Origin of the sequence: Winogradskyella bathintestinalis (assembly GCF_030407435.1) — a bacterium.
Classification (GTDB): domain Bacteria; phylum Bacteroidota; class Bacteroidia; order Flavobacteriales; family Flavobacteriaceae; genus Winogradskyella; species Winogradskyella bathintestinalis.
This window is the reverse complement of record NZ_JASDDK010000003.1, coordinates 302,414-318,553: the sequence shown is the minus strand read 5'-3', so window position 1 is coordinate 318,553 and position 16,140 is coordinate 302,414. Positions and strand designations below refer to the sequence as shown.

Sequence of the window (16,140 nt, the reverse complement as noted above, 5' to 3'; positions counted from 1 at the left end):
CATGGGTTTAGACGAATATCGAAGAAAGCGGAATTTCACCACAACACCAGAACCTAAAGATATATACAGTAATGAGCATAAATTTAGGTTTGTAGTGCAACGCCATCGTGCTAGTCATCTTCATTATGATTTACGTTTAGAAATAGCGGGCGTTCTTAAAAGCTGGGCAATTCCCAAAGGACCTTCTATGAATCCAAAAGATAAGCGTCTAGCGGTTCATACCGAAGATCACCCAGTAAATTATCTCACTTTTGAAGGTGTCATTCCTAAAGGAAATTATGGCGCCGGAAAAATGACCATTTGGGATAGCGGCTATTATGAAAGTCTGTATGACAATGCGCATTTAATAACTGATTACACCAGCGGAAAACTAAAACTTACATTTCAAGGTAATAAACTGAAAGGTCTATTTACATTAGTTCGCTCTTCTGCAATGCATAAAAAAAATCAATGGCTACTTATTAAACATCAGGATGAGGTGGCAACCAGTCTAAATTATAATGCTGAAAATTATATTACTGAAGGTTTTAATACAACTTCAAAATCCTTAGGTAATAAAATCGATTTAAAATCTTATATAACACCAATGCTCGCTTCTCCAGCAAAAGAGATTTTTAATAATAAGGATTGGATTTATGAATTAAAATATGATGGTTACCGAGCTTTAGCCAATATAGATTCTGGGAGAGTAGAGTTATATTCGAGAAACGGAATTTCTCTCAATGAAACCTTTAAAGCTATTCATACCGACTTAAACAATATCGAACATTCAGCTATTTTAGATGGCGAAATAGTAATTCTAGATAAAAAGGGAATACCTCAATTTAATGCATTACAAAACTACAATCCTAAAACTACAAAAGGCCATTTAGCATATTATGTTTTCGATGTATTATTTCTAAATGGACACGACACCACGGAACTGCCGTTAATTAATAGAAAAGAACTTTTAAAAAATTTACTTCCGGACACCTCACATATTTCTTATTGCGATCATGTGGAAGGAATGGGTATCACCGTTTACAATCAGGCTATTGAATTAGGAATGGAAGGCATTATTGCAAAAAAAGCCAACTCAAAATACTATACCAATTCGCGTTCACCTGATTGGTTAAAGTTTAAGAAAATTGAAAATACCGAAGCGATAATTTGTGGTTTCACCTTATCTAAAACCAAATCGAGAAAGTTTGCTTCACTCATTTTGGGAATGGTAAAAAATGAAGAATTGATATATGTGGGTACGTGCGGCTCTGGATTTTCAGATAATGAGATAGATGAACTTTATAAAAAATTTGAAGTATATATTACAGAACGACCTGTTTTTGAAATTAGTCAACATTTAAAAGGAAGAAAACCCGTTTGGATGTTGCCAAAACTAATTTGCGAAGTAAAGTTCTCAGAGTGGACACCAAATAATATCATGCGTCAACCTATATTTTTACGGTTGCGTGAGGATAAATCGGTTACTGTGGGTAAAATCAATGTATCCTCATCAAAGCATGAAATCAATAAAATGACTAAAGCTCCGGAATCATCATTAAGACTCAATAATAATGAGGTGCCTATTACTAATATAGATAAACTGTATTGGCCAAATGCGAATTTAACGAAATACGACCTTTTGGATTATTACATTAAAATGTCTGATGTTATTCTTCCTTATCTCAAAGACCGACCGCAAAGTTTGCATAGACACCCAAACGGTATTCAAGGGGAATCTTTTTATCAAAAAGATAATGACAATTTACCTGCATGGGTAGAAACTATTCCTATTTATTCGAAATCCTCTGAAAGAGAAATCAATTATTTACTCTGTCAGAATGAAGCAACCTTACTTTATATGAATAATTTAGGTTGTATTGAATTACATCCATGGCATTCAACCATGTACCAATTGGATAAACCAGATTATTCCATTATCGATTTAGATCCTTCGGAAGATAACAACTTTGAGCAAGTTATCGAAACAGCGCAAGCCGTTAAATTTATATTGAATAAAGCAAGAATAAAAGGCTATTGTAAAACATCGGGATCTAAAGGATTACATATTTATATTCCCTTAGGCGGTAACTATACTTATGCTGAAGCTAGAGATTTCACGAAATTGCTCTGTATATATATTCAAGAACAATTACCAGATTTAACGACCCTAGAACGTTCCATAAAAAAAAGAGGTTCTAAAATCTATTTGGATTATTTACAAAATCGAAAAGGTCAAACTATCGCTTCAGCATACAGTGTAAGACCTCGTCCTAACGCTACCGTATCTACACCTCTACTTTGGAATGAAGTAAAATCTGGTTTAAGGATTGAAGATTATACTATAAAAACGGTGCCTCAACATATTGAAAATACCAAAGATAGATTTAAAAAAATTCTTGGAAAGGGAATTGATATGGAAGCTGCTTTGAAAAATCTTTCTATATAATATGCTCGATTAGATACTTCAGTAAGCATCTCAGTATAAAATTTAAAAATCTAAAAAAACCAGAATACACGACTATTCTGGTTTTATTTTTTTAGAATTTATGATAACGCTAAACGTTTAAGCATTTAAAATTCCAACAATATTTAAGGGGTTAGTACTACTTTAACACAACCATCCTCTTTATTTCTAAACTTCTTATAAGCATCAGGAGCCTCGTCTAGTTTCATCTTATGAGTAATTATAAAAGATGGATCTATTTTTCCTTCTTCAATTTTTTTCATTAACGGATCTAAATAATGTTGCATATGTGTTTGTCCCATTTTTAGATTAAGCGATTTATTCATTGCTATGCCGAAAGGTAATTCTTTCACCTTCCCTAAGTAAACACCAGGAATAGAAACATTTCCTCCCTTTTTACAACTTTTGAATATTTGTGCTAAGGCATCGGGTTGCGACTTGTCTAAATCTTTATTAAAGCCTTCCATTCCATGTGCCTCTGCTCCTACTGCATCGATACAACAATCTGGACCTCGCCCATCGGTCATATCCATAAGTTTAGCGTACACTTCATCAGGATCTATGGTCCGTATAACCTCAGTATCTTTTGTTTTTGCTGCCAGGTCTAAGCGCTCCTTAATCATATCGATAGCAATAACTCGTTTCGCGCCCAACATCCAAGCACTTTGAATTGCAAATTGACCCACAGGACCACATCCCCAAATGGCTACGGTATCTCCTTGTTTAATATCTGCATTTTCAGCTCCCATATATCCTGTAGGATAAATATCTGAAAGAAACAGCGCTTGGTCGTCTGTAAGCGATTCTGGAACTTTTATAGGCCCCACGTCTGCATAAGGAATACGAACATATTCTGCTTGCCCACCAGAAAAACCGCCTAACATATGCGAATACCCAAAAAGACCTGAAATGGAATGTCCTAGATTTTCCTTACAAAGCTCTTCATTGGGGTTTGAGTTATCACATAAAGAAAATTTATGATCATCGCAATATTCGCAAGAACCACATGCAATGGTAAAAGGCACCACTACTCTATCTCCTTTTTTAAATTTTTTGACGTCCTTTCCAATTTCTACTATTTCTCCCATAAACTCATGTCCTAATATGTCGCCTTCTTTCATTGTAGGTACTAAATCGCCATAAATATGTAAATCCGAACCACATATTGCTGTTGATGTTACTTTAATGATAACGTCTCTTGGATCTTCTATTTTAGGATCTGGTACATTATCGATTCTTACATCTTCTTTACCGTGATAACATAATGCTTTCATAAATTTTCTATTTTATTGGTTAATAAACTACTCATTATGAAGTTAATAAATATTAGATAATTTTAATATTAAAAAAATCTTAATATTCAGTGTATCTGGAATTTCCCTTTTTTTATTGAACCAACACACGAAATCTCTTAAAGCGTTGTGAGCGATAGGTAATTATTGGTTAGTAGAATAATAGATATGATTTTCAAAAGCACCCTATTTTAGGTGACATTGATGTGTTATCTAACAAGAGAAATCGAGAAAACTTTTTGTGATAATAAAAGATTGGCTTAAAAATGATGACACTCTTAAATTTTTTATTTAAAAAATGTAGACTTACGATTAATATTTTGTTCAATTTTCTTTTAATGACGACATAACCTTTATTCGTTTTTAAATCTCTCATTAAAATCGTTTTAAACCATTATCAGTTTAATAATGGTAGATTCAAAAATTAGTAAACAGTAAAATAATTTGTCGCTTAAATAAAATGATAGTGTAAGGTTATTAAGTTTTTTGTAACTTACTGTATAAATTATAAACCTATTATTATGAGCACTACAGAATATACAAAAGTCTATTACGGTAATTTTATTTTAGTAACACGAGTTAAAGATGAATTAAACCATGTCGGTATTGTCCCGATTATTAAAGACGAAGGTGAATCGCAACGTTTGGCAGGATATGGTTCAATGAATCAGGGGTATCAAGAAATATATGTCCATAATAATGAAGTGAATAAAGCTATGGAAATCGTGAACCGTGTTAAAGCTGAAATGGAAGCTTCCTAAATAAACAAAAAATGGGCGTAACAGTTCTAAAACTTCTTAAGTGAAATATGAAAATTAACCTCAATAGTAAACTTTAAGATTAAACAAATTAGCAGTATCGAACAACACAAAATATACGACGGAAGTATCATTCCAATTGCAATAGTTAAGAATGAATTAAAAGTAGCAGAGATCCCCCTTAATTAAGAATGAGGGGGAATCGTAACGATTACGTGACCAAAGAATAATTAGTAATGATTATCAAGAACTTTATAATTATTATAAAGGTTTAGACATGGCAACAGTGTTTGTAAACCGCGTTACAAATTAAATGAATGCATCTACTTAATACATAATAAAATATTTTTTTTTTATTATGCTATAGTCTCACCATACATCTTCTCTCGTTGCTCCTTAATCTTTTTATCACTCATATATTCATCAAAGGTCATATAACGATCAATGACTCCGTTAGGTGTTAACTCAATAATTCTGTTACCAACGGTTTGCGCAAACTCATGATCGTGAGTAGTTAATAAAATGGTACCTTTAAAATTCTTCAGTGAGTTATTAAACGCTGTAATACTCTCTAAGTCTAGGTGATTAGTTGGCTCGTCTAACATTAAAACATTAGCTCTCATCATCATCATTCTACTAAGCATACAACGCACTTTTTCACCACCCGATAAAACATCTGAAGTTTTTAACGCTTCCTCACCGCTAAAAATCATTTTTCCTAAAAACCCTCTAATATTTACTTCCTCTCGTTCTTCTTCTGTCTGTGCCCATTGACGCAACCAATCTACCAACGATAATTTATTATTAAAAAATGCGCTATTGTCTAAAGGTAAATACGACTGCGTAGTAGTAACTCCCCAAGAAAATTTACCTGAATCAGCCTTCTCATTGTCATTTAATATTTGATAAAAAGCCGTTGTAGCTCTAGAGTCTTTGGAATACACTACGACCTTATCTCCTTTATTTAAGTTGATATCAATATTCTTGAATAAAACTTCACCGTCTAAACTTGCGCTGAGTCCTTCAACATTTAAAATCTGATCTCCCGCTTCGCGATCACGCTCAAAAATAATAGCAGGATAACGACGACTAGAACGTTTAATTTCAGAAATATTTAATTTATCAATCATTTTCTTTCTACTAGTTGCTTGTTTAGATTTGGCAACGTTAGCAGAGAAACGACGAATAAAGTCTTCTAATTCTTTTTTCTTCTCTTCCGCCTTTTTATTTTGTTGTGCATGTTGTCTCGCTGCTAATTGAGACGATTCGTACCAAAAGGTATAGTTACCAGAGAAATGGTTAATCTTTCCGAAATCGATATCCGAAATATGTGTACAAACCGAATCTAAAAAGTGTCTATCGTGAGATACCACAATAACACAGTTATCGTAATTTGCCAAAAAGTTCTCTAACCATGATATAGTTTCATAATCCAAATCATTGGTTGGCTCATCCATAATTAGCAAATCTGGACTACCAAATAAAGCCTGTGCTAATAACACACGAACTTTTTGCTTACCATCCAGATCTTTCATTAAGGTGTAATGACTATCTTCTTTTATGCCTAAGTTAGATAACATCGCTGCGGCATCGCTATCTGCATTCCAACCATTCATTTCTTCAAACTGTACTTGAAGTTCACCAATTTTTTCAGCATTTTCATCTGTATAATCAGCATAAAGCGCATCTATTTGGGTCTTCAGTTTATATAAAGGTTTGTTACCTTTCATCACGGTTTCTAAAACAGTATCCTCATCGTGTTTATTATGATTTTGTTCTAATACTGACATACGTTTGCCTGGCTCTAAATGCACACTTCCAGATGTGGGATCCATTTTTCCTGCAATAATTTTCAGAAAAGTAGATTTTCCAGCACCATTAGCGCCGATAATTCCGTAGCAGTTACCATTATTGAATGTAGTGCTTACTTCATCAAAAAGAACTCGTTTTCCGAATTGAACTGATAAATTAGAAACTGATAACATATCTTAAACCTTTATAGTATTAACCTTATTTTTTTGAGAATGCAAAAGTAGAAAATTAAAGCGACTGCACGAAATAAATAGCGGCTATAACAAGATTTAACGAGGCATTAACAAGAGTTGCACTATGCAACCTATATTTTTGTTTATTAAACCTTACAAAATAACCATGCTTGCATCACGTCTAATTGTTATTCTTTCTTTGCTATGCCTCAATTTTGGATGTCAATTCAAAAGCAATGATTTTAGCGAACATGCCTATATTGGGGGTGAAATTATTAATCCTAAGAACAAAAGTGTTGTGCTATTCAACACTAAAGGAAAAATTGTTGATTCTATAACATTAGATGATAATAATAGGTTTTTACATAAAATTGAGCATCTACAATCAGGCTTACATTCCATAACCCATGGCGGAGAATATCAGGTTTTAATTTTGGAGCCTAATGATAGTATTATGCTTCGATTAAATACTTACGATTTTGATGAATCATTAGTCTTTACTGGAAATGGGTCGAAAAAAAATAATTATCTTATAAAAACCTATTTATCGAACGAAAAAGAAGCTAAAAAATTAGTAGAGTATTCTAAAATGGAGCCTGAAAACTTTAACGATTTTGTTGAAGAACGACGCCAACGTCAACTCAATGAATTTAGTGAATTCTTAACTGTGAATGAGGAATCTGAATTTTTTAAATCCATCATTAAGGCCAATATTAATTACAACACGTATGCGGATAAAGAAATTTATCCCTTTGCCTATTTTGGTAATAATAAAATGATTCATATAAAGGATTTGCCAGAAAACTTTTTTGATCATAGAAATCACATCGATTATAACGCCAGTCAATTAAGTCACTTCTTTGCTTATAATCGTTTCTTGTTTTCGCATATCGATAATTTAGCAATTAGCGAATATTACAAAAACAACCCGTTTCATAGTAAATTTAATAGACATGCTATGGGTTACAACAAATCTAAACTCGATTTAATTGATAGTATTATTTCTGAACCTACAATAAAAAACAACTTATTAAAATATAAAGCTAGAGAGTATATAAGTTATAATCACACCGAAGATGATGCTAATGAGTTACTCGATTACTATCTAGAAAAAAGCACCAATGAAGAAGACAAAACTTACATGAAAGATTTAGTATCGTCTTTAAAATTGTTACGACAAGGTAATCCGTTACCTAATATTGCCTTAGTTAATTATAACGATACAGAGCATTTTATTACGTCTATAATTACAAAACCAACGATTATTTATTTTTGGTCGTCTAATTCTAAAGCGCAATATCGAAATAGTCATTATATGGTCGATAAGTTAAAGCAACAATTCGCACATATGGATTTTATTTCAATAAATGTGAATGATAATGACGATCGATTCTGGAAAAATATTATTGACAATTACAGCTTTCCTACCATTCATGAGTTTAAGTTCAAAAACTCTAAACAAGCGCGAAGAACCTTAGCGGTTAATTATTTAAACAAAGCTATCATTGTTGATGAAAACGGTCTAATATTACATCCCAATGCTAATATTTTTAGTTCAGAATTTAATCAAACACTTGAAGAATTGCTACAAAAAAAGCATCTTATCGTTAAACAAGATGCCCTTTAATTTATGATTTAGAAATTATGATGTTCTTTGAAAAGAACCTTATAACTTTTCTAATTTCCTTTATTATAATCTGCTAAGAATTTTTCTAATCCACTATCTGTTAATGGGTGTTTTAAAAGACCTGTAATAGAGCTTAATGGCCCCGTCATTACATCAGAACCTAATTTAGCACAATCGATAACGTGCATGGTGTGACGTACCGAAGCAGCTAATATTTGAGTTTCAAATCCGTAATTATCAAAAATGTGGCGAATTTCAGCAATAAGATTTAATCCATCTGTAGAGATATCATCTAAACGACCAATAAATGGGGAAACATAAGTTGCGCCTGCCTTAGCAGCCAATAGTGCTTGTCCTGGGGAAAATACTAAAGTCACATTCGTTTTTATGCCTCTATCCGAAAAATATTTGCATGCCTTCACGCCATCTTTTATCATAGGTAATTTAATAACGATTTGGTCGTGCAGTTCTGCCAACGCCTCACCTTCTCTCACCATACCATCAAAATCGGTAGAAATCACTTCTGCTGAAACATCACCTTCTACAATATTACAGATGTCTACATAATGCTTCATAATATTGTCTGTACCCGTAATGCCTTCTTTGGCCATTAATGATGGGTTTGTAGTAACACCATCTAGAATACCCATATCTTGAGCTTCTTTAATCTGGTCGAGGTTTGCTGTATCGATAAAAAATTTCATAGAAAAACTAGTTTTATTATTCCTGTTAAAAAGGAGTTCGTTTAAAATTGTTGCAAATTTACGATTTTAAGCCTTATATATGGAAATGATTATATAGAATATCTTAACGTCTGCTCAAATTATAAATCTACTGATCCCTCTTTATTCTGTCATTCTACATTCTAATTGATTCTTTAAAACAAGTTTTCTAAACCAAGAGATAATCACTGTTTTATGGACTGGAAAATAATTCTTCCAGTTCATTACAAATGATATAGCTATAAGACTATAACATGTTAACGAGAAAAAATAAAAAGGATAATAGCATAAGATTGCATACCAATATTTTAAATATCAGCATTTATTGTATTTAAAATATTACAATTTGTAATGATTCATCAATAATTTCTCATAGACAATATCTGGAAGAATTCTTTTTAAAACAATGGAGAATTTTTGCATAAAAGCACCCACCTTATAATGAATACGGGGATTTTTTGATTCTATAATTTTGTAAATAGCTTCTGCCATTTGTCGTGGGTCACTTCCACTATCCACGTGCTCGTCCATTGTATTTAAGGTTTGGCCGTAAGATGCTTTGTACGGAGAATTTTCCAAAACTGGGGCGTGATAGCGACCTGCAGCAATATTAGTAGCAAAATCGCCTGGAGCCACATTGGTCATATTAATATTAAACCCTTTTAATTCCATTCTAAACGCCTCAGTAATTATCTCTAGTGCACCTTTACTAGCACTATAAATCCCTCGATAAGGTAATCCCATATAACCAGCAATGGAGGTTACATTGATAATTAAACCGGAATTCTGTTGCCGCATAGTCGGCAGAACAGCTTTTATAACATTGATTGGTCCAAAAAAATTAGTTTCGAAGTTCCGTTTAATTTCCACATCTGGAATCTCTTCAATAGGACCTGTAATTCCTGCTCCTGCATTATTTAATAATACATCTATTTTAGATTCTTTTTTTAAGATTTGGTCAATACAAGTAGAAATAGTTTCCAATTTAGTAACATCTAATGCCACAATAGGAAATTTACTATTAGGATAATTCTCTGGATTTCGGCTCGTACCATAAACCTTAAATCCTTTAGTTACCAGAAATTCTCCTACCGATTTTCCTATTCCTGATGAACCACCTGTAATTAAAACTACCTTAGACATAATGAGTTATAAATTTCAATTTGCAAATTACAAAATTCGTAGACGTATTATTTACCCACTCTACCAAAAATCTGAATAGTTTAGTACTATAAGAATGGGCTTTACCAAAACAAAAAAATCTTGAGTCACCAAAGGTAATTCAAGATTTGAGTTTTGTGTACAAAAAAAGGCAAGCTACCTACATCACACCGCTACGACCGCGTACCTTTGCTACGTTCCCGTCCTGGAGGATTAAGCAGGAGCTGGTTGTGTAGGACTTGCCGCTGCAAAGATACAACCTTTATATATTTACACAATGATTTTGTATCAATTTTTAAACTGAATTTTATTTAATAACTTGCTCAAAATTCAAACAGACCTTATGCAACTTTCTAAATATTTCATTCTCTTTACTTTAAGCTTAGCTTTGTCTAATTGTGGTGATACAACATCAGCAAATCAATCGCGTTTATCTATAGATACCAAGGAAAAATCGTTTATGCTTGGTGACACGCTGAATTTAACCATCAATAATCCTAAAAAACTAGAAGTCACCAATGTTAGCTATGCGCTAAATGGTAAACCTATAGAAAATAACGCTATATTAAATAATGTGACTTTAGGAAATAAAACCATCACCGCAACAGTACAAATAGAAGATAAAACTGAAACTGTTACTAAAACTATTACAGTATTTAATAATATTATCCCTTCTATCTATAAATACGAAATTGTAAACACCTTTCCTCATGATATTACGTCGTACACTCAAGGCCTAGAGTTTTATAATGGTGAATTGTATGAAAGCACAGGACAGAAGAAAGCATCGAAATTGAGAAAAATTAATTTTGAAACTGGGGAAGTGTTAAACAATATCAATTTAGATGATCAATATTTTGGTGAAGGTCTTACCATTCTTAATGATAAAATATATCAATTAACATGGCAAGCCAAACGCGGTTTTGTTTACGATGTTAATACATTTGAAAAGATAAGCACCTTTAATTATGGTACAAGTAAAGAAGGTTGGGGCATTTGTAATAACGGCAAAACCTTGTTTAAATCTGATGGAACGGAAAAAATATTCATGCTCAATCCTGATAATCTAACAGAACAAGGCCATATTGAGGTCTATACCGAAAAAGGGAAAATACCTAGTCTTAATGAACTGGAGTGGATTGACGGCAAAATATTTGCCAACATATATCAGCGTAATGGAGTTGTAATTATAAATCCCAAAACAGGCGGTGTTGAAGGTGTCATTGATTTTAAACCATTAAGAAAGTTAGTGAAGCAGCACCCAGAACTAGATGTTTTAAATGGTATTGCCTACCATCCTGAGCGCAAAACTATTTTTGTGACCGGAAAAAATTGGGACAAACTTTTTGAAGTTACCATTAAGAAACAATAGAAAAAGACCGTAGACTGCGGCGCTTATTTGAAATTAGAAATAAGACTTGGACAACTTGATAGATAGTCGTGATTCATTTAGACCTAATTTGATGAACCAAATAATTAAATTCAACAAATTGAAAAAATAAACATTTTCATTATTCACCCCCTTAAGCAGAAAAAACAAAGTGCAAATATTCGAAAAAACCATAACTGTAACTATAGATGACATCGATGATCTTAACCATGTAAATAACGTGCGTTATGTGCAGTGGGTTCAAGATATTGCAAAAGCCCATTGGTTAGCCTATGCAACAGAAGATCTTTTGGAAAAATACTCATGGTTTTTGGTCAATCATTTTATTGAATATAAAAATCAGGCGTTGCTCGGAGATAAATTACTTTTAAAAACGTTTGTTCCTCTTATTGAAAACGTTTCTACAACACGACATGTAGAAATCATTAATATAAAGACTAACCAATTGATTGTTAAATCTGAAGCTAAATGGTGTCTAATAGATAATAATACACAGCGCCCCACACGAATAGTTTCAGAAATAAATCAATTATTTTAACCTTTTGAAAGGAATATTACCACGATTCGATTTTATATAATTAAATTTCGTTTATGCCTTATATAGAACACTTTCACAAAAGGGAATTAACATTGTTTTAGGTTAAAATTTATTTAACTTTAGCGTTGTTTTCATTCAAAATAACTTTCTTTAACGCATCAACCTACTCCATATGCGTCATATTACTATTTTGTTTGTTCTTTTATGTTGGCCTTTGGCTCAATATGCCCAAACTCTCAACGGCAAAATTTACGATGCTAAAGGAGTTGCAAAAAATATTAAAATTTATAATGAAACTCAGAAGAAACTTACAATAACTAATAGTGAAGGTGATTTTAGTCTTAGCGCCAAAGTTAATGACACCCTATTATTTGAATCTATATTTTACCATCCCAAAGCCATAGTTTTAAATGACTCACATTTTGAAGGTGTTGCTGTGTTTGAAGTTAAAGAAATTTTAACTGAACTCGATGAAGTAGAAATTAAATCTGAAATTAAACAACCTATTTTTACAGAGGAAACTTATAATGCTGAACTAAAAAACATTTTAAAAGAAGACATTAAAAACAATCCGCACTTGTACAAACCTGCAGGTGGAAATATATTGGCACTTCTGAGCTTAGTTGGTAAGTTGTTAAAGAAAAAAAACAAAAAAGATTCACCAATATATCACCCAATTTCTTACACACAAATGGATTCATTGTTTCAAAATAGTGCTTTTTTCAACAAGCATCTAATGTCAAAGAATTTAGAAATTCCAAACGATAAAATATACCTGTTTTATGATTTCTGTGAAGCGAAAGGAATTAGTTCCGAATTACTGAAAGATAAAAACAAAATGCAATTATTAGAAGAATTGGTTTTAAATAGCCAGCTATTTTTGATTCTTTTAGAGCAATATGGAGAAGAAAATGTCATTAAAGATTAATTGATTGATGTAATTAATGCTGAACTATAACTCATCCTAACCTCAAAAGTTATATTTTTAAGCCCTAATTTACGTACGTTACAAAGAACAATTATATTCGATTTTTAATACTAAAATTGTTTAGAAAAATAATGCCTCGAAAATCGCAAAGCGTTTTAAAGCTTTTTAAAGCTTTTGAGATTAAAAACAAATAAACGGCCAATGGTCGACGAGGGTTTATTTATTTTTTTTTGTCACAAACAAAAACCTTATTTTATAAACTATGAAGCGATTGCTATCATTTTTACTGTGTTTCGGAATCTTATTATTTTGGAGTTCTTGTCGCGACGATTTTGAATTTTCACCAAGTAAAGGACAGTTAGAGTTCGCCAAAGACACCATCTATTTAGATACCGTTTTTTCAACTATTGGCTCTAGCACTTACAATTTAAAAGTTTATAACCGCAGTGATGATGATATTGTTATTCCTACAATACAGTTTGAAAACGGTTTAAATTCTCGGTACCGAATGAATGTCGATGGAGCAACCGGACTATCGGAAGAACAAGAAGGTAAATTCTTTGAGAATGTAGAATTATTGGCCAATGATAGTTTATTCATATTCATCGAAACGACTATAGATATCTCTTCACCAGAATTGGGAGCATTAGAAAATCAGTTTTTATATACAGATAGAATTTTATTCGATTCTGGAAGTAATCAACAAGATATTGATGTGGTTACTTTAGTAAAGGACGCTGTTTTTATTTATCCTAACAAAGATGACGTTACAAATATTGTAGAGACTCTAACTTTTGATGTTGATGGTGATGGCATACAAGATGATACTAACCTACAAGGACGTTTTCTTACAGATGAAGAACTTACATTTACCAACGAAAAACCTTATGTAATTTATGGTTATGCAGGCGTAGGAGCTGGAAAAACATTAACGATGGACGCTGGTGCGCGTGTTCATTTTCATGCCGAATCTGGCATAATTGTAACAAATAATGGCTCGTTAAATATTAATGGAGATTATAGCCCAGACCAAGAAACACTCGCTAACGAAGTTATTTTAGAAGGCGATCGTTTAGAGCCGTTGTACTCCGATATTCCAGGTCAATGGGGAACCATTTGGTTGTTTGATGGAAGCATTAATAATACCATCAACTATGCTACTATTAAAAATGCAACAGTAGGTATTATTGCCGATGGTAATCAATATGCCACAAATGATAAATTAACCATTACAAACTCGCAAATATATAATGTTAGTAGTTTTGGCATTAGAGGTACTGCCACATCGATTACTGCCAAAAATGTGGTCATTAATAATTGCGGACAATCGGCTTTTGCTGGTACTTATGGAGGAAAATACAATTTTACACATTGTACCATTGCCAATTATTGGAATAATAGTTTTAGACAATTTCCGGCATTACTCTTAAATGATTTTATTATAGATGAAGACAATACCGTTTTCACCAATGATTTAACCGAAGCAAATTTTGAAAATTGTATTATTTATGGAAATGATAATCCTGAATTTTTATTAGAAAATGAAGGTGATGCTTTTAATTATAAATTCACCAATTGCTTATTAAGATTTGAAAATAACAACCTTGAAGGCACTGGAAATTATGATTTTGACGATACAAATTTCTATGTAGACAATGTTTTTAATGACAACCCGGATTTTGAAAATCCATTAGAAAATATGATGCGTATCGGCGAAGCCTCTGGTGCGAATGGAAAGGCTTCTACACAATTTTCTTCAGGAAATGATTTATTAGGTAATCTTCGCGATTCTGTTAATCCAGATTGTGGCGCTTATGAGACTGTGATGTTTGATGATTAATATAACTTCAGCTTATGGTTGTAAAAAATATAGCGTTATTAATATTTGTCGTTTTTGGGGTAACTGATGTTGGCACAACTGCTAATTGCACTTGTAGTTATAATTATAAGAAAGCTTATAAAAATTTTGATACTGTATTTAGTGCTCATGTTTTGAGTGTAACTAATTCAAATATCAAAAACTATAATCAAGAAGCAAAACTAGAGCTTATAAAAGTTTATAAGGGTGAACCTAAAACTATAATAAAAACTGAGTTTGGCGGTTGTAGTACGCCTCTGTTATTAGAAAATAAAGAATGATTATTTTTCACTTCACCAGAAGATGGGATTCAAGTTTTAGGTTCTTGTAATCCCTCTATAAAACTTTACCCTAAAAAGTTTATTAATGACGACCCACAAAGACTTAAAACTTGGAAAATGCAAATGAGTCGAAATATTAGATTATTAGATTCATTATCGTCAAAATAAAATAGAGTTGACGGGAGCTACAACATAAAAAAGTTTCAATCACTAGAAAAAAAATATTATTTTTAAAGAAAAACTGATGCCCGATTTCCCAAATATCATTCTATATGCCATTCCATTTTTTATATTGGCTATGCTTTTAGAGTTATATGTAACCGCAAAGCATCAATTTAAATCTTACGAAACTAAAGATGCTTTTTCGTCTATTGCGATGGGCTTAGGCAATGTGGTTTTAGGTTTTGCAAGTAAGGCATTGGTGTTGTTAGTCTTTTTTTGGGTTTATGATAACTTTAGGTTGTTTACTATACCCGTAGCTTGGTGGTCTTTTCTTTTATTATTTTTTGTTGACGATTTTTCTTATTACTGGTTTCACAGAGTCTCACATGAGTGTCGTTTATTTTGGGCGTCGCATGTGGTGCATCATTCTTCTGAACATTATAATTTAAGTACAGCGCTTAGACAAACGTGGTCGGGTGGCTTTTATACATTCATCTTTTGGCTGTGGCTACCTATACTTGGTTTTCATCCGGCTATGATACTATTACAAATGTCTATTAGTTTGTTATATCAATTCTGGATCCATACGGAAGCCATAGATAAAATGCCGAAATGGTTTGAAGCTGTTTTTAATACTCCTTCGCATCACAGAGTACATCACGGTAGTAATCCTATTTACTTAGACCGTAATCACGCAGGAATTTTAATTATTTGGGATCGTTTATTTGGCACTTTTCAACCCGAATTAAAACATGAAAAAGTTAGTTATGGTTTGGTTACCAACATTAATACCTACAACCCAATAAAAATTGCTTTTTTAGAATGGACGTACCTATTTAAAGATGCATTTTCTGGTAGTAAAACTCTAAAAAGTAGAGTGTATTATTTATTAAAACCACCAGGTTGGAAACATGACGGTAGTGGAAAATCGAGTGATGATTTACGTAACGAATGGTTAGAAAAAAATACGAAATCAGAGTAAACTAAATTCT

General features: G+C 32.4%; 13 protein-coding genes and 1 other RNA gene. 9 read left to right on the top strand and 5 right to left on the bottom strand.

The genetic code is table 11. The features are described from left to right. The first annotated feature begins 1 nt into the window (after position 1). Positions 2–2,428 carry a DNA ligase D gene (gene ligD / locus QMA06_RS10835; protein ID WP_290206872.1) on the top strand — a complete coding sequence of 809 codons (2,427 nt, stop codon included), beginning with the start codon at positions 2–4 and terminating at the stop codon, positions 2,426–2,428. A 143-nt stretch (positions 2,429–2,571) separates the two neighbouring features. Here the strand turns inward: ligD and QMA06_RS10830 are convergent, their stop codons facing one another. Then, positions 2,572–3,720, bottom strand: coding sequence for a zinc-dependent alcohol dehydrogenase (locus QMA06_RS10830; protein WP_290206871.1), 1,149 nt, complete (start codon positions 3,718–3,720; stop codon positions 2,572–2,574). Positions 3,721–4,259: 539 nt separating this feature from the next. Here QMA06_RS10830 and QMA06_RS10825 point away from each other — a divergent pair. Next, positions 4,260–4,499 carry a putative signal transducing protein gene (locus QMA06_RS10825; RefSeq protein WP_290206870.1) on the top strand — a complete coding sequence of 80 codons (240 nt, stop codon included), beginning with the start codon at positions 4,260–4,262 and terminating at the stop codon, positions 4,497–4,499. A gap of 353 nt (positions 4,500–4,852) precedes the next feature. Here the strand turns inward: QMA06_RS10825 and QMA06_RS10820 are convergent, their stop codons facing one another. Further along, on the bottom strand, positions 4,853–6,481 hold the full coding sequence (locus QMA06_RS10820; protein WP_290206869.1) for an ABC-F family ATP-binding cassette domain-containing protein: 1,629 nt from the start codon (positions 6,479–6,481) through the stop codon (positions 4,853–4,855). A gap of 124 nt (positions 6,482–6,605) precedes the next feature. On the opposite strand from QMA06_RS10820, the gene QMA06_RS10815 reads away from it, so the two are divergent. After that, positions 6,606–8,108: a TlpA family protein disulfide reductase gene (locus QMA06_RS10815; protein ID WP_290206868.1), complete on the top strand. Its 1,503-nt coding sequence runs from the start codon at positions 6,606–6,608 to the stop codon at positions 8,106–8,108. 50 nt (positions 8,109–8,158) lie between these two features. Here the strand turns inward: QMA06_RS10815 and fsa are convergent, their stop codons facing one another. From fsa to ffs, 3 genes are all read right to left on the bottom strand, one after another. Next, positions 8,159–8,812, bottom strand: a complete 654-nt coding sequence (gene fsa / locus QMA06_RS10810) for a fructose-6-phosphate aldolase (protein WP_290206867.1) — start codon at positions 8,810–8,812, stop codon at positions 8,159–8,161. Between the two features lie 357 nt (positions 8,813–9,169). Next, positions 9,170–9,973, bottom strand: coding sequence for an SDR family oxidoreductase (locus QMA06_RS10805; RefSeq protein ID WP_290206866.1), 804 nt, complete (start codon positions 9,971–9,973; stop codon positions 9,170–9,172). 164 nt (positions 9,974–10,137) lie between these two features. Next, positions 10,138–10,236, bottom strand: an RNA gene (gene ffs, locus QMA06_RS10800) — signal recognition particle sRNA small type. A 98-nt stretch (positions 10,237–10,334) separates the two neighbouring features. Between ffs and QMA06_RS10795 the strand changes: the two genes are divergently transcribed. From QMA06_RS10795 to QMA06_RS10770, 6 genes are all read left to right on the top strand, one after another. Next, complete coding sequence (locus tag QMA06_RS10795) at positions 10,335–11,363, top strand: glutaminyl-peptide cyclotransferase (protein ID WP_290206865.1); 1,029 nt, start codon at positions 10,335–10,337, stop codon at positions 11,361–11,363. Between the two features lie 169 nt (positions 11,364–11,532). Next, positions 11,533–11,919 carry an acyl-CoA thioesterase gene (locus QMA06_RS10790; protein WP_290206864.1) on the top strand — a complete coding sequence of 129 codons (387 nt, stop codon included), beginning with the start codon at positions 11,533–11,535 and terminating at the stop codon, positions 11,917–11,919. A gap of 172 nt (positions 11,920–12,091) precedes the next feature. Then, on the top strand, positions 12,092–12,847 hold the full coding sequence (locus QMA06_RS10785; RefSeq protein ID WP_290206863.1) for a hypothetical protein: 756 nt from the start codon (positions 12,092–12,094) through the stop codon (positions 12,845–12,847). 262 nt (positions 12,848–13,109) lie between these two features. Continuing rightward, positions 13,110–14,687, top strand: coding sequence for a right-handed parallel beta-helix repeat-containing protein (locus QMA06_RS10780; protein WP_290206862.1), 1,578 nt, complete (start codon positions 13,110–13,112; stop codon positions 14,685–14,687). Between the two features lie 14 nt (positions 14,688–14,701). Beyond that, a complete protein-coding gene (locus tag QMA06_RS10775) occupies positions 14,702–14,986 on the top strand; it encodes a hypothetical protein (RefSeq protein ID WP_290206861.1) in 285 nt (94 codons plus the stop codon). A gap of 244 nt (positions 14,987–15,230) precedes the next feature. Further along, positions 15,231–16,130, top strand: coding sequence for a sterol desaturase family protein (locus QMA06_RS10770; RefSeq protein WP_290206860.1), 900 nt, complete (start codon positions 15,231–15,233; stop codon positions 16,128–16,130). Positions 16,131–16,140: the final 10 nt, after the last annotated feature.